This window comes from Streptomyces sp. NPDC050448 (assembly GCF_040655295.1).
Classification (GTDB): Bacteria; Actinomycetota; Actinomycetes; order Streptomycetales; family Streptomycetaceae; genus Streptomyces.
In genome coordinates this window covers 49216-64214 of the sequence record NZ_JBFAJR010000033.1, presented here as the reverse complement: position 1 = coordinate 64214, position 14999 = coordinate 49216, and the positions used below count along the sequence as shown (strand labels likewise).

The 14999-nt window shown below is 70.2% G+C and carries 10 protein-coding genes and 2 pseudogenes; 7 read left to right on the top strand and 5 right to left on the bottom strand.

The features are described from left to right. Positions 1-134 precede the first annotated feature (134 nt). From adhE to AB0I68_RS29995, 3 genes are all read right to left on the bottom strand, one after another. A complete protein-coding gene (gene adhE, locus AB0I68_RS30005; protein ID WP_363180490.1) occupies positions 135-2822 on the bottom strand; it encodes a bifunctional acetaldehyde-CoA/alcohol dehydrogenase in 2688 nt (895 codons plus the stop codon). 258 nt (positions 2823-3080) lie between these two features. Then, positions 3081-3692 (bottom strand): CBS domain-containing protein, encoded by a 612-nt coding sequence (locus tag AB0I68_RS30000; protein WP_363180488.1) that lies wholly within the window; start codon positions 3690-3692, stop codon positions 3081-3083. Between the two features lie 195 nt (positions 3693-3887). Beyond that, on the bottom strand, positions 3888-4286 hold the full coding sequence (locus tag AB0I68_RS29995; RefSeq protein ID WP_363180487.1) for a hypothetical protein: 399 nt from the start codon (positions 4284-4286) through the stop codon (positions 3888-3890). A gap of 363 nt (positions 4287-4649) precedes the next feature. Here AB0I68_RS29995 and AB0I68_RS29990 point away from each other — a divergent pair, with 363 nt between their 5' ends. Together AB0I68_RS29990 and AB0I68_RS29985 are read left to right on the top strand one after the other, a co-directional pair. Next, a complete protein-coding gene (locus tag AB0I68_RS29990; RefSeq protein WP_363180486.1) occupies positions 4650-5342 on the top strand; it encodes a response regulator transcription factor in 693 nt (230 codons plus the stop codon). Positions 5343-5509: 167 nt separating this feature from the next. Further along, the gene (locus tag AB0I68_RS29985; protein ID WP_363180485.1) at positions 5510-7270 is read left to right on the top strand and encodes a GAF domain-containing protein; all 1761 of its coding nucleotides are present in this window, start codon (positions 5510-5512) and stop codon (positions 7268-7270) included. Between the two features lie 44 nt (positions 7271-7314). On the opposite strand, the pseudogene AB0I68_RS29980 reads toward AB0I68_RS29985, so the two are convergent. Beyond that, positions 7315-8018 (bottom strand): annotated as a pseudogene (locus AB0I68_RS29980) (CBS domain-containing protein). A 115-nt stretch (positions 8019-8133) separates the two neighbouring features. Beyond that, a pseudogene (locus tag AB0I68_RS29975) lies at positions 8134-8287 on the bottom strand (regulator); the annotation flags it as partial. Between the two features lie 383 nt (positions 8288-8670). On the opposite strand from AB0I68_RS29975, the gene AB0I68_RS29970 reads away from it, so the two are divergent. The 5 genes from AB0I68_RS29970 (at position 8671) to AB0I68_RS29950 (ending at position 14942) form a co-directional block, all read left to right on the top strand. Then, positions 8671-10161 carry an amino acid permease gene (locus tag AB0I68_RS29970; RefSeq protein ID WP_363180484.1) on the top strand — a complete coding sequence of 497 codons (1491 nt, stop codon included), beginning with the start codon at positions 8671-8673 and terminating at the stop codon, positions 10159-10161. A gap of 21 nt (positions 10162-10182) precedes the next feature. After that, entirely contained in the window at positions 10183-11397 is a 1215-nt protein-coding gene (locus tag AB0I68_RS29965) for an arginine deiminase (RefSeq protein WP_363180483.1), read from the top strand. Positions 11398-11418: 21 nt separating this feature from the next. Continuing rightward, positions 11419-12420, top strand: a complete 1002-nt coding sequence (argF, locus tag AB0I68_RS29960) for an ornithine carbamoyltransferase (protein ID WP_363180482.1) — start codon at positions 11419-11421, stop codon at positions 12418-12420. Positions 12421-12423: 3 nt separating this feature from the next. Continuing rightward, positions 12424-13347, top strand: a complete 924-nt coding sequence (locus tag AB0I68_RS29955; RefSeq protein WP_363180481.1) for a carbamate kinase — start codon at positions 12424-12426, stop codon at positions 13345-13347. A gap of 722 nt (positions 13348-14069) precedes the next feature. Continuing rightward, complete coding sequence (locus AB0I68_RS29950) at positions 14070-14942, top strand: universal stress protein (protein ID WP_363180480.1); 873 nt, start codon at positions 14070-14072, stop codon at positions 14940-14942. Positions 14943-14999: the final 57 nt, after the last annotated feature.

Sequence of the window (14999 nt, the reverse complement as noted above, 5' to 3'; positions counted from 1 at the left end):
TTGGCCGGGTGCTGCTATGGCATGTGCGTCGTCCCTTCGAGTCGAGCTGTGGGCGGCTGCTTGCCCGTGGCACCTGCGTGCAGTGGGCCCCACGGGCAGGCTCGATCAGGTCATTGGAACCGCACCGGAGCCCCTCATGCCAGGGCCGTTCGGCCCTCGTCGGCGGCCGGCCGGCCCTGCCCGGCCCCGTGGTAGGCGGTGCGCATGATGTCCTGCATGTCGTCGAGCATGGGCATCCGCGCGTTGGCGGGGGCGCACTGGTCCTCGTAGGCGTTCAGGGCCTGCTGGGGCAGCGCGTCGAGGAAGGATCGCTCGTCGATGCCGAGGGCCTGGAACGACGCCTCGATGCCCACGGCGTCCCGCAGCCGCTCCACCGCGCGGGCCAGCGACTCCACTCCCTCCGGCGGGGTGACGGCCGGCAGGCCGAGGGCGCGGGCGATGTCCTGGAAGCGTTCGGGAGCCCGGTAGTTCTCGTACTTGGGCCAGCCCGTCAGCTTGGCCGGCACGGTGCCGTTGTAGCGGATGACGTGCGGCAGCAGGATCGCGTTGGTATGCCCGTGCGCGATGTGGAACGTGGCACCGAGGGTGTGCGACATGGCGTGGACGATGCCGAGGAAGGCGTTGCCGAACGCCATGCCCGCGATGGTGCCTGCGTTGTGCATCTTCTCCCGGGCGTCGGGGCGGCTCGTGCGGTCGTTCACGGCTGCCTCGATGTTGCCGAAGATCAGACGGATCGCGTGCAGGGCGAGGCCGTCGGTGAAGTCGTTGGCGTATACGGACACGTATGCCTCGATGGCGTGGGTGAGGGCGTCGAAGCCGCTGTCGGCGGCCAATGCCGGGGGCAGGTCCGCGGTGAGCAGCGGGTCCACGATGGCCACGCTGGGCGTGAGGGCGTAGTCGGCCAGCGGGTACTTCTTGCCGGTGGCCGGGTCGGAGATGACAGCGAAGGGGGTGACCTCCGCGCCGGTTCCGGAGGTGGTGGGCACGCACACCAGGCGGGCGTGGGCGCCGAGGACCGGGAAGCGGAAGGCGCGCTTGCGGATGTCGGAGAACTTCTGCCGCATGTCGGCGAAGTCGACGTCCGGGTGCTCGTACAGCAACCACATCACCTTGGCCGCGTCCATCGGTGAGCCGCCGCCGAGCGCGATGATCGTGTCCGGGCGGAAGTCCCGCATGAGCTGGGCGCCGCGCTGGACGCATTCGATGCTCGGCTCGGGCTCGACGTTGTCGATGATCTGCACGGTGACGGGCTCGTGGCGGCGCTGGAGGACCCGGCTGACGCGGTCGACGAAGCCGAGGCGGGTCATGGTGCCGTCGGTGACGATCGTGACGCGGTGGACGTCCGGCATGGCCGCGAGATAGCGGAGGGACTGCGGCTCGAAGTAGATCTTCGGCGGAACCTTGAACCACTGTAGGTTGTTGCGGCGCATGCTGACCCGTTTGACGTTCAGGAGTTGGGCGACGGAGACGTTGTCGGACACCGAGGTGTGGCCCCATGAGCCGCATCCCAGCGTGAGTGACGGCAGCAGGCTGTTGTAGATGCCGCCAATGGCACCTTGCGAAGACGGGGCGTTGACGATGATCCGTACGGTCTTCATGCGTCGGCCGTACGCTTCCGCCAGCGTGGGGTCCTCGGTGTGGATGACCGCGGTGTGGCCCTGACCGTGGAAGGCGACCATGTCGGCGGCCAGGTCGAAGCCCTGCTGCTCGGAGCCGGCCCGCAGCACGGCGAGCACCGGGCAGAGCTTCTCCCGGGTCAACGGCTCGTCAGGACCGACCCGTTCGGACTCGACCAGGATCAGCGAGGTGTCGCCCGGGACGCTGAAGCCGGCCTGTTCGGCGATCCATGCGGCACTCTGCCCGACGGCCGCGGCATTGACCTTGGGTTCGCAGCCTGCGTTCGCCCGGCCGGTCGGGAACAGGAACGCTTCCAGCTTCGCCTTCTCCTCGGCGGTCGCGAGGTGGGCGTGCAGGGTGCGGAACTCGGTCAGTGCCGCGTCGTAGATGTCGTCGTCCAGGATGACGGCCTGTTCGGAGGCGCAGATCATGCCGTTGTCGAAGGACTTGGACAGCACCAGGTCGTTGACCGCGCGGCGCAGATTGACGCTGTTGTGTACGTAGGCGGGGACGTTGCCCGCGCCGACTCCCAGGGCGGGCTTGCCCGCCGAGTAGGCGGCCCGGACCATGGCGTTGCCGCCGGTGGCGAGGATCAGCGAGATGCCGGGGTGGCGCATCAGGATGCCGGTCGCTTCGACGGACGGGGTTTTGATCCACTGCACACAGTGCTCCGGCGCGCCGGCGGCGACGGCCGCGTCCCGGACGATCCGGGCCGCCTCCGCGCTGCACCGCTGGGCGCAGGGGTGGAAGGCGAACACGATCGGGTTGCGGGTCTTCAGCGCCATAAGGGCCTTGAAGACGGTGGTGGACGTCGGGTTGGTGACGGGCGTGACCGCGCAGACCACACCGACCGGTTCGGCCACCTCGATCATGTCCTCGATGTCGTCGCGGGCTATGACGCCGACCGTCCGCACTGGGCCCATGCTGTGCGTGACGTGCTCGCACGCGAACATGTTCTTGGCCGCTTTGTCCTCGAAGACGCCGCGCCCGGTCTCCTCCACCGCGAGGCGGGCGAGCGCGGTGTGCTGGTCGAGGGCGGCGACCGAGGCCTTCTTGACGATGTGGTCGACCTGCTCCTGGGTGAGGGCGTCGTAGTCGGCGAGCGCCTTGAGCCCGTTGGTGACCAGTTGGTCCACAGCGATGGTTATGTCGGACGGCGCGCCGGTGGTGGCCGTTGCCTCGGTTCCGGCGTCGTGACGGGTCATGGGGTGTGCCTTCCGTTGACGAGGGGCCGCCGAGGGTTGCCGGCGGCGGGCGGACATGAGTGGCGCCGCGGGGGACCGGTGCCGCTCGCGCTTTCACTCTTGTCCCGTCTCGCCCCCTCTCCCAGATGCCGATGGTCCCTTCTGGGGGGCTGACCGGTACCGCTTCGAACAGGCTGGGTGAGCCCTTCGGGCAAGGGGCCGGCCCTGGATTCATCGCCGTGCGAGACCTGTGCGCCCGGGTGGCTGGTGCAAGGCGATTCAGTGCGCGGCAGGCTGTGCTGGGCGGGTGTCGTCGAGGTCGAAGCCGAGCTTGCTGACCACGCCGACGACCCCCTCCGCACGCCAGGTCGACCGAACGGCCAGGGGGATGTCACTGCGACGGTGGAGGCGTCCTTCCAGCGTGACCATGCCGTCCCGGACCGAGACGGCGACTGCGCCGGGTGGCAGGTTCAGCGCGCCGACCAGGACCTCCTCCATCACCTGCCGGCGGATCTCATCGTCCGTACGCCGGAAGACCCGCAGCAGGTCGCGGCGGGTGGCGATCCCGATGAGGCGGTCCTCCTCATCCACCACGGGCAGACGGTCGACACTCTGGCGTTCCATCAGCCGCGCAGCATCAGGCACACGTTGCTCCGGATGGATGGTGACCGCCGGGGTCGCCATCAGTTCTCCCGCGGTCGTGGCAGCCCCAGCGCCATGCGCGAGGTCGGCGCCCGAGACCACCCCGACCACCTTGTCGTCGTGGTCCACGACCGGCAGCGCGCGGATGCGGTGACGATCCAGCAGCCGCACCACGTCGCCCAACGGCGTCTGCCGGTTTGCACAGACGACCTCGCGGGTCATGACTTCGCCGACGGTGCGCGTTTCCATGGCGCTGCCCTCCTTCACGGTGCGAGCGGGAGGCTGGCGAGCCTGGCTCCCGCTGGGTGACAGTTCCTCTGCCCGAGGCTCCTACGGGCCGGCTCGCTGCCCCTTTCAGCCTCGCAGTCACCCTGCGCCGCGGTGCAGGGCCCAGACGTACCCCTGGGAGGGCCGACCCGCCTCACACCGCGGGGCCGGGGGGCTCTACTCCCGCCCTCTGTTGACCTGGCCACCACGCCACGGCGGGGGCGTGGCCGACCTACGGGCAGCCTCCTTGCGGTGCAGGACCCGCGTGATCTGGCTGCGGAGGCGGTCCTGCAGCCGGTCGGCCAATTCATGCGCCGTCGCTTCCTGCGCGTGCACGACCACGAGGGTGTTCCCCACGACGAGCTCGGCCCCGGCAGACCAAGGCTGCTCAACGTGGTGCGCCGCCGCCTTCACGATCCTCACCTCGCCGCTGACCTCCGGGACTCCGGGCCCGTTGAGAGCCGTGTCGACCTTGGTCCGGATGTAGGCGAGTGCCTCTCCGTCCACATCGCCTTCCGCCCGCACCTGCACGGCGACGGTGGAGGGGACGGGGGTGCCGGTGTGCTTCGCAGTCATCTGCTCCGCTCCTTTGATCGTTGGGCAGGGCTTCAGACTCCTGCGAGGACCGGCGCGGGCCCAGGGCTGTCAGGCCCCGGGAATGGGGCCAAAGGGCTTCTCCTTGCAGAGCCGCCGGACTCACTCTTCGGCAGTGTGGTCCGACTGCCGCGAGCCGGCAGGGGATGTGGTCCTCCACGTGGATGTGCCCGCTCCGCCGGTTCGCCCCCGCACGGCGCGGCTACGTCCGGCCGCGCAAGGCTCTGTGGAAACAGGGCCGACCGGCCCTGCCCCTTCGGCCCGGATCCGGGAAAGATCCCGGTACGGAGACCGATACGGTCATGAGTGGACATCGACCAGGAACGCCGAACCAGGGAGCAAGTAATGGCGGACAGCAAGCAGCCCGGCCCGGACAGCCCGATCCGGGTCTTCCTGCTGGACGACCACGAGGTGGTACGACGGGGCGTGCGCGACCTGCTCAACGACGAGCCGGACATCGATGTGATCGGCGAAGCCGGCACCGTGGAGCAGGTCCTGGTGCGCGTCCCCGCGCTGCGCCCGCAGGTGGCGGTCCTGGACGTCCGGCTGCCCGACGGTGACGGGGTGAGCGTGTGCCGGGAGCTGCGCTCGCGCATGCCGGAGCTGGCCTGCCTGATGCTGACCTCGTTCGACGACGAGGAGGCCCTGCTGGACTCGATCATGGCGGGCGCGTCCGGATACGTCCTGAAGCAGATCCAAGGATCGGACCTGGTGTCCGCGGTACGCACCGTGGCCCGCGGCCAGTCCCTGCTGGATCCGAGCGCCACCACCAGGCTGATGGCCCGCCTTCGGGGCGGGCAGCAGAAGGAGGAGGAGCCGGACGCCCTGCCTGGTCTGACCGAGCGGGAGCGGGAGATCCTCGCTCTGATCGGGGAGGGACTGACCAACCGCCAGATCGGCCAGCGGCTCTACCTCGCCGAGAAAACGGTGAAGAACCACATCTCCCGTCTGCTGGCCAAGCTCGGCGTGGAGCGCCGCGTCCAGGCCGCGGTCATCGCCACCCAGGTCCAGGACCGGCAGAGGCAGGAAGGGCGCTGAAGTCCCAGGGCTGACAAGGAGCTCTAGCAGGTCCCAGACACCGGCCGCCTCGCACCGGCCGACAGGCCTTCCTGTCCGTCGAGTAACCCTGATCGCATACTGTTGTCTCCCGCGGGCCGATAACGTGTCCCGGACGAGGATGATCAGCCGTCGGCAGGGTGAGGGGCTTGGAAGAATCGCTGGTGAGGGCCCCCGAGGGCGCCCGGGTGCGGCTGCCGCAGTTGCGGCTGGACGAGCTGCTGGAGGAATTGCAGGCCCGCCTGGACGCCGCGCGTGGCACCCGGGACCGGGTGCACAGCCTGCTGGAGGCGGTGCTATCGGTAGGCCGCGAGCTGGACCTGGAGCAGGCGCTGCGCAGCATCGTGGAGGCCGCGGCGGTCCTGGTGGAGGCGGAGTACGCGGCCCTGGGTGTGATCGGCCCGGACGGCAGGCGACTGTCCGAGTTCCTCACAGTCGGTGTGAGCCAGGAGCAGATCGCCAAGATCGGGCCCTACCCGGAGGGCCACGGCATCCTGGGCGAGCTGATCCGGCACCCCGAGCCGCTGCGGCTTCCCAAACTCTCCGCGCACTCGGCTTCGTACGGCTTCCCGGCCCACCATCCGCCGATGAACACGTTTCTCGGCGTACCGATCCGCGTGCGTGATCAGGTCTTCGGCAACCTGTACCTGACCGAGAAGCGCGGCGGGGCGCAGTTCGACGAGGACGACGAGTCGGTCCTGTCGACGCTGGCCGTGGCGGCCGGCGTGGCGATCGACAACGCCCGCCTGTACGAGGAGTCCCGGCTGCGCGAACGCTGGCTGCGGGCAAACGCCGAGATCACCCACAGCCTCATGTCCGGCAGCGACCGCGGCGAAGTGCTCGGGCTGATCGCCGAACGCGCGAGGGAGATCACTGCCGCGGCCCTCGCGGTGGTCGCAGTGCCGATGGCCGACACCGACGCGCTCATGGTGGAACTCGCCATCGGACACGAGGCGGAGACGCACCGCGGGCTCGTCGTGCCCGCGGACGACCACCTGATCGGAGGGGCCTTCTCCAGCGCTACACCGGTCACCAGCCCGGACATCTCCCGAGACGGACGTGGCGGGAGGGGGATCGGACCGGAGGCCTCCGCCACCGCGCCACGCTTCACCGGGATGGGCCCGGCCGTGGCTGTCCCCATCGGAGCCGGTGACGGCGTTCGAGGCGTGGTGCTGCTGGTCCGCGCGGCGGGCCAGACGGTGTTCTCCGAGAAGGAGACCGAGCCGTTGCAGGGATTCGCCGCGCAGGCCGCGGTCGCCATGGAGCTTGCGGAACGCCGCAAGGACGCCGAGCAGATCGCGGTGCTCCAGGATCGTGACCGCATCGCCCGGGATTTGCACGACCTGGCGATCCAGCGGCTGTTCGCCACCGGAATGACGCTGCAGAGCGCCGGCCGCTTCATCGAGCACACGCAGGCCGCCGACCGCGTGCTGCGAGCGGTGGAAGACCTCGACGAGACCATCAAGATCATCAGGTCGACGATCTTCGGTCTGCGGTCACGTGATGACGGCAGCGCCGGGGCCGGCCTGCGGGCCCGTGTGGTCCGCGCGGTCGGCGAGGCAGCTCCGGTCCTGGGCTTCGCCCCGAGCGTGCGCATGGAGGGCCTGCTGGACACGGACGTGCCGAAGGAGATCGCCGACCACGTGGTGGCCGTCCTCTCGGAGTCCCTGACCAACATCGCCCGGCACGCGCACGCCGACCGCGCCGACGTCGGCCTCGAGACCGACGGACACGAGGTACGGCTCACGGTGTCCGACAACGGCGTGGGCATCCCGTCCGGCGGCCGCCGCAGCGGTCTGCGCAACATGACCGAGCGGGCCGAGCAACTGGGCGGCAAGCTGGAGTTGTCCAGCCCGGCCGACGGCGGCGGCACCACGCTGACCTGGCGGGTTCCCGTGGAGGAGGACTAGCGGAGCGCCCGGGATCCGCTGGACGCTTTGCAGAGCGTCGTCGGTCATGCCGAAGACCGGCGCTCCTCGCCCTTGCCGGGGGCGGTGGTTGACGCGGTCGAACCAGCGGATCGCGTGAGCTCGAATTCCACGTCCACCACACCTTCGACGGCCCGGACCAGGCGCGCGGCCAGCGCGACCAACGAGGTGTCGTGGGCGTGGCCGCCGAGCTTCACGACGCCGCCCTGTACCTCCACCCGCAGGGTCGACTGGAGCGCGGGGAAGAGAGCCGCGACGATTCACGGCGGACCTCCTCCGCGATCTCCTCGTCGCCGCGTAGGAACACTTTCAACAGGTCGGCGCGGCTGACAATGCCCTGCAGTATGCCGACCTCGTCGACGAAGGGGAGCCGCTTGGCCTTGGCGTGCGCCATGGTCCGCGCGGCCCGGGCGAGCGTCGCGTCCGCGCGGACGGTGAGGGCGGGGGAGGTCATCAGATCCTCTGCGGTGAGACCGCCGGCCTTCGCCAGGTCGCCGAGACGACGCTGCTGCGTGTACCGGTCGGGGTCGCTGCCGCGGAACTCCTCTTTGGGTAGCAGGTCGGCCTCGGAGACGAAGCCGACCACACGGCCCTCTCCCTCGAGGACGGGCAGGGCGCTGACCTTCCAGTCCTGCATCAGCCGCACGATCTCCTTGAACGCGGCCCGCCGGCCGACAGCGGCAACCGTGTGGGACATGGCGTCGCTGACGATGTGCGGGGTGCCGTACATCGCGAGACTCCTTCGTCGCTTCGGCCCCGCTCAGACCGCGCTGCCGGCGCCGTAGGGGCGTACAGGTCCAGCAGCCGGGTCCTGGCGGAGCGCAGGCGGTGGCGAGCACCTCACCGACCGAGCCGGTGCGCAGGATCCAGAACCGGTCCGCCCGGGCACCCTCGTTGAACAGATGCGTTTCCCTGCACGAAGGACACCTCCCGAGCCAGGCGCATGAGCCGTTGCCGGTGCTCGATGGGCAGCGCGCGCAGCACGGTGGCGGTGTTCATGGCCACACGCGACGCGCGCGGACGCCCTCTTGGCGCCCGGGGTTTGCGGGAAGAACGGCCTCACCCCGGAACGGGCCAGAAGGACGTGGCGCAGCGGTACCGCTGCCGGCACGTCTGGATGGACTGGCTGCGGTACCTGCCTCCCATCGTCGAACCGGCCTCGTTTCCGTGAAACGTGGACGGGCCCGAGGCCGGTGGGTCGAACGGCCCCAGCCCCGCAGCAGTTGACCGCCGACCGGGCGGGTTGGGCTGCGCGGGCCCCCGGCACAGGGACCTTCGGGCCGCTCACGGGACGTGTGGCCGCTTACCGCGCCGGCACCGGCGCAGAAAGATCGTTCACGGATCGACCCGCACGTGTAGCGACCTACGCAAGGAGTACCACCATGCCCAGAACCTCAGGAGACGGAAAGAGGACGGCGCCCACAGCGACGCTCGGCCTTCCCGCCGCCTCCGCGCTCGTGATCGGCAGCATCATCGGCACCGGAGTCTTCGCCCTCCCCTCCGCCCTCGCCCCGTACGGCCCGATCTCCCTCGTCGCGTTCGTCGCCGTGACGCTCGGCGCGCTCGCGCTGTCCCTGACCTTCGGGGCGCTGTCGAAGCGTGTTCCCGCGAGCGGCGGGCCCTACGTCTACGCCCGCGAGGCTTTCGGCGAGTTCGCCGGTTTCCTCAACGCCTGGTCCTACTGGATCACCGCGTGGGCTGGTAACGCCGCGATCGTGGTGGCATGGGTCGGCTACGTGGAGGTGTTCGTCAACACCGGGCACAAAACCGGGGTCTCGGTGCTGCTCGCGCTGATCGGGCTCTGGATTCCCGCTGCGATCAACCTCACCGGCGTCCGGAACACGGGCGCGTTCCAGGTGGTGACGACCGTGCTGAAGTTCGTTCCGCTGGTCTTCATGGCCACGGTCGGGCTGCTGTTCATCGACCCTGACAACTTCGGGGCCTTCAACGCCAGCGGGCAATCGGCGCTGGGCGCGATCTCGGCCGCGGCCGCCATCGCGCTGTTCAGCTACCTCGGGCTGGAGGCCGCCTCGGTGGTCGCCGGCCGTGTGCGTGAGCCCGGGCGGAACGTGCCCCGCGCCACCGTGTACGGCACGCTCATCTGCGCCGTGATCTACATTCTGGGCACTCTCGCGGTCTTCGGTACCGTCTCCCACGGCACGATGGGTCACACGACCGCGCCGTTCACCGACGCGGCGAACAACATCTTCGGCGGCACCTGGGCCGGTGACATCGTCGCCGCCGCCGCGATCATCTCCGGCATCGGCGCGCTCAACGGCTGGACCATGCTGTGTGGCGAGATGCCCTACGCCGCAGCCCGCGACGGACTCTTCCCCCGTTCCTTTGCCAGGCTGCGCGGCGCGAACGACGTTCCGGTCTTCGGCATCGTCGCCTCCACCGTGCTGGCCTCGCTGATCACCGTGTTCAGCTACACACGCTTCCAGGACGTCTTCACCAAGATCGTCCTGCTGAGCGTGCTCACCGCCGTGATCCCGTACCTGTTCTCCGCCGCCGCTCAGCTGTACTGGCTCCTGGTGGGTGACCGGGACACCCTGAGCCGCCCACGGTTGGTCCGTGACGTCACCGTCGCCGCGCTCGCCCTCGTCTTCTCGTACTGGTCGATCCAGGGCAGCGGGTACCAGACCGTCTACTACGGCCTGTTCGTATTGCTGCTCGGCGTGCCGGTCTACGTCTGGCTCAAGCGGGGACAGGCCGCCCATGGCGAGACGGCGGCGCCGGAGGCCGCGGTGATCCCGGCCCAGCAGGAGCGGGCTCCCGAGACGCCCCTGCCCGCTCAGCGGCTCTCGCGCGGACTGCGTGCGAACCGTATCGGCGGACTCCGCAGGCGTAACGACTTCCGCCCGCACGACTGACCACCCGGAGGAACACCCACCATGAACACCTTCCACGTCGACTCGGAAGTCGGGCGTCTGCGCCAGGTGATCCTGCACCGCCCCGGCCTCGAACTCTCCCGCCTCACCCCGCGCAACGTCGACGCCCTGCTCTTCGACGACATCCTGTGGGCCAAGCGCGCCCGCGAGGAGCACGACGCCTTCGCCCAGGTCCTGCGCGACCACGGCGCACACGTCCACTACTTCGCCGACCTGCTCGCCCAGACCATCGACATCCCGGAGGCCCGCGACTGGCTGCTGGACCGGGTCGTCACCCCGGCCACCATCGGGCCGGCCATGGTCGACCCGGTGCGCGAAGTGTGCGCCGAGTTGGACGGGGAGACCCTCGCCGGCTACCTCATCGGCGGGCTGCTCAAGAGCGACCTGCCGCTCGCCACTCCGCACAGCCTGGTCTGGAACGCGCTCGACGCCGACGACTTCGCTCTCGCCCCGCTGCCCAACCACCTCTTCCCGCGCGACAACTCCTGCTGGATGTACGACCAGTTGTCGGTCAACCCGATGGCCAAGACCGCCCGGCGCCGCGAGAGCCTGCACGCCGAGGTCATCTACCGCTTCCACCCGATGTTCGCCGGCCGGGCGCCCGCGCCGATCCTCGACGGCCTGGTGGGCACGCTCGAGGGCGGCGACGTCCACGTCCTCGGCAACGGCGCCGTCATGGTCGGCATGGGCGAGCGCACTACTGCCCAGGCCGTGGAGAACCTGGCCGCCCGGCTGTTCGCCACCGGCGCGGCCAGCCGCGTGATCGCGGTCCAACTGCCCGCCGCCCGCGCCTATATGCACTTGGACACGGTGCTGACCATGGTCGACCGGGACACCTTCGTCATCTACCCCGGCCTCGCGGACTCCCTGCGCTCCTGGAGCCTGCGCCCCAGCGACAGCCGCCAGACCGGCTTCGACGTCACCCCGAACTCCGACCTGGCCACCGCCCTCGCCGAGGCCCTCGACCTGGACAAGGTCCGCATGCTCTCCGCGCCGCAGGACATCCGCAACGCCGAGCGCGAGCAGTGGGACGACGGCAGCAACTTCCTCGCCCTCGCCCCCGGCGTCGTCGTCGGCTACGAGCGCAACGTCACCACCAACACCTACCTGCGCAAGCAGGGTATCGAGATCGTCACCATCGCCGGCGCCGAACTCGGCCGCGGCCGCGGCGGCCCCCGCTGCATGAGCTGCCCCATCGAACGCGGCCCGGCCGCCTGACCCAGCAAGGAGAGCAACACCATGACCGTCGACCTGCGAGGCCGTTCCTACGTGAGCGAACTCGACTTCACCGCCGCCGAGATCCACCACCTCCTCGACCTCGCCGCCGAGTTGAAGGCGGCCAAGCACGCACGCACCGAACAGCCCCGGCTCACCGGCCGGAACCTCGCCCTGATCTTCGAGAAGACCTCCACCCGCACCCGCTGCGCTTTCGAGGTCGCCGCCGCTGACCAGGGCGCCCACACCACCTACCTCGGGCCCGGCGACACCCACGTTGGCACCAAGGAATCGATCACCGACACCGCCCGGGTGCTGGGACGCATGTTCGACGCCATCGAGTACCGGGGCTCCGCGCAGCAGATCGTCAACGACCTCGCCGCCCACTCCGGCGTCCCCGTCTACAACGGGCTGACCGACACCGCGCACCCCACCCAGAGCCTGTGCGACATGCTCACCATGCGTGAGCACAGCCCCAAGCCGATGTCCGACATCGCCTACTGCTACCTGGGGGACGCCCGCAACAACATGGGCAACTCCCTGCTGGCCATGGGCGCCCTGCTCGGCATGGACGTCCGGATCGCCGCGCCGCAGGTGCTGTGGCCGGAGCCGGAGCTGGTGGTGACCTGCCGTGCTCTCGCGGACCGCAGCGGCGCCCGCATCACTCTCACGGAGGATGTCGAGGCCGCCGTACGCGGCGCCGACTTCGTGCACACCGACGTCTGGGTCTCCATGGGCGAGCCCGCCAAGACCTGGCGCGAGCGGATCGAACTGCTGCTTCCGTACCAGGTCAACGACACGACGCTCGCCCTCACCGGCAACGAGGACGCGAAGTTCATGCACTGCCTGCCGTCCCTGCACGACCACCGCACCCGGCTCGGCCAGGAGCTGCTGGAGGCCTACGGCCTGAACGGCCTCGAAGTCACCGACGAGGTCTTCTCCTCGCCCGCGTCGATCGTGTTCGACCAGGCGGAGAACCGGCTGCACACCATCAAGGCCGTGCTCGTCGCCACCCTGGAGGACTGAACCATGCGTATCGTCGTCGCCCTCGGCGGCAATGCCCTGCTGCACCGCGGCGAACGCCCCGACGCGGACATCCAGCAGGCGAACATCGACCGGGTCGCCACCGCCCTGGCCGCCCTCGCCCACGAGAACGAGCTCGTCGTCACCCACGGCAATGGCCCGCAGATCGGCCTGCTCGCGGTGGAGAGCGCGGCCGACCCCGCACTCAGCGCCCCGTACCCGCTGCATCTGCTCGGCGCGCAGACACAGGGCATGATCGGCTCTCTGCTGGCCTGCACGATGCACGACGTCCTGCCCGGGCACCGGATCGCCACCCTCGTCACCCACACCATCGTGCGGGCCGACGACCCGGCCTTCGACCGGCCCACGAAGTTCGTCGGCCAGATCTACCCCAAGGACGCGGCGAAGTCCCTCGCCCGCGAGCGCGGCTGGCACATCGCACAGGACACGGGCGGCTGGCGCCGGGTCGTGCCGTCCCCGGTTCCCGAACGCATCGTGGAGACCGACACGATCCACGACCTCCTCAACGGCGGCACGCTCGTGGTCTGCGCCGGCGGCGGAGGCGTCCCCGTCACCGCCGACCGCGACACCGGGGCACTGACCGGGGTGGAGGCCGTCATCGACAAGGACCTCACCGCCGCCCTGCTCGCCGAGGACCTGAAGGCCGACTTCCTGCTCATCCTGACCGACGTACCCAACGTGTACGAGGGGTATGGCACACCCGAACAGCGGCCCATCCTCGACGCGACGCCCGATGAGCTGCGCCGCTGCGGCTTCCCCGACGGCTCCATGGGGCCCAAGGCCGAGGCGGCGGCACGGTTCGTCGAGCGCACCGGAGGCCTGGCCGCGATCGGTGCCCTGGACGCGGCATACGAGATCGTCCACGGAACGTCGGGCACGCTGATCCGGCCGGACCTCGCGAGTGGGTGACGGTGGTACGCAGCGCGTCGTGCCGCCTCCCGCCGTCAGGTTCGGGGGCGGACACGCCGTGTCCCGGCGGCCAGCGAACGCGCCCAACTTGTCGTGTTCAGTCGTACCAACGCTGGTCCGATGGTCGATCCCGGCGCCTTTCCCACAAGGCGTTCATACCGCCACGCGGAAGTTCAGTGATCAAAGCGTTGGCCGGAGCCTTGCGGACCACTCCGACGGAGCTCGGCGGCGGAATCCTCGACCTGCCACCCGGCATCGGGCGCGCTGCCCAGGCTCCCCGCCTCACCGAATTGAGCCAGGAGCAGTGCCGCCGGCTGCTCTCCACACACGGTGTGGGCCGACTTGGCTATTGCGAGCGGCACCGCACCCGTCGTCGTCCCCGTCAACCATTCCGTCATCGACGACGCCATTGTGCTCCGGACCCAGCAGGACTCCCTGCCCACGCAGGGACTCGGGCAAGAGCGGGCGCGCCGAAGCGGTGACCGACCCCGCCGTCGTACGCCCTCTCGCCGAGAGGGCGTACAGCGAGCCGTGGACCGGAGGAGAGCGAGACCTTTGGATCCGCGTCGAACTCACCGTCGTCACGGGCCGCCGTATCGACACGTGGTGACCTCGCGCCGGGGCAGATGCGGCCACTTGGACGCCTTTCAGGGACCAGTGGTCCCTCCTGTAACCGGCAGCGGATCAGAAGAGTTGAGCCATCACGAAGGAGGCCAGCTCTCATGTCCACAACCCCCCGTCCCGTCACCGTCGGCCTCGACGGCAGCCACCACAGCCTCGCCGCCGCCGAATGGGCAGCCCGCGAGTCCCTGCTGCGCGGCGTTCCCCTGCGGCTCGTGCACGCCTGGCAATCATCGGCTGCCACGTACGCGTCGATGGCGGGAGTCGCCGCGAGTCCACCCGACCCCGAATGGTCTGCACGGCTGCTGTCGGACGCCCGCGCGGCCTTGACGCGCCGTCATCCAGGACTCCTCATTGCCGCAGACCGCCTGTCCGGCGAGCCGACGGCGGCCCTGGTCGCCGCAGCGGCGGACGCCGACATGCTGGTGCTCGGCTCGCATGGTCCGGGCAGGACCAGGGGGTTCCTGCTCGGTTCGGTCAGCCAGGCAGTGATCGCCCGGGCTACCCGGCCGGTGGTGCTGATCCGTGCCGACGCAGACGGGGAGCGTGGCGACGTGGTGGTCGGTGTGGATCTGGGCGGCCCCGACGACGCCGTTGTGGAGTTCGCCTTCGACGCCGCCTCGCGGCGGGCTGCCCGCCTGCGGGTCGTCCACGGCGGCGACGCCGCCGAGGACCCCGGTGAGCTGGGGCTCACCTCCAGCCTCGCACCGCACGGCGAACCGGCCGAGCGAACCCAGCAGAGCGCAGCCGGCCTGCTGGGACCCTGGCGTGAGAAGTACCCAGACGTCGAGGTGACCGAGCAGACCGTGATCGGCCGCCCCGCATCGCACCTGGTCGACGCCAGTCAGGGCGCTGCTTTGCTGGTTGTCGGCACGGCCACACCGCACACGCCGGTCGGGCCGCACATCGGACCGGTCACCCACGCGGTGCTCCAGCACGCCGCCGCGCCGGTCGCGGTCGTCCCGCACGCGTGACACCGCGGGGGGGGGGGGGGGGGCGGGCGCGGGGGGCGGGGCGCGCCGGGCCTCGGA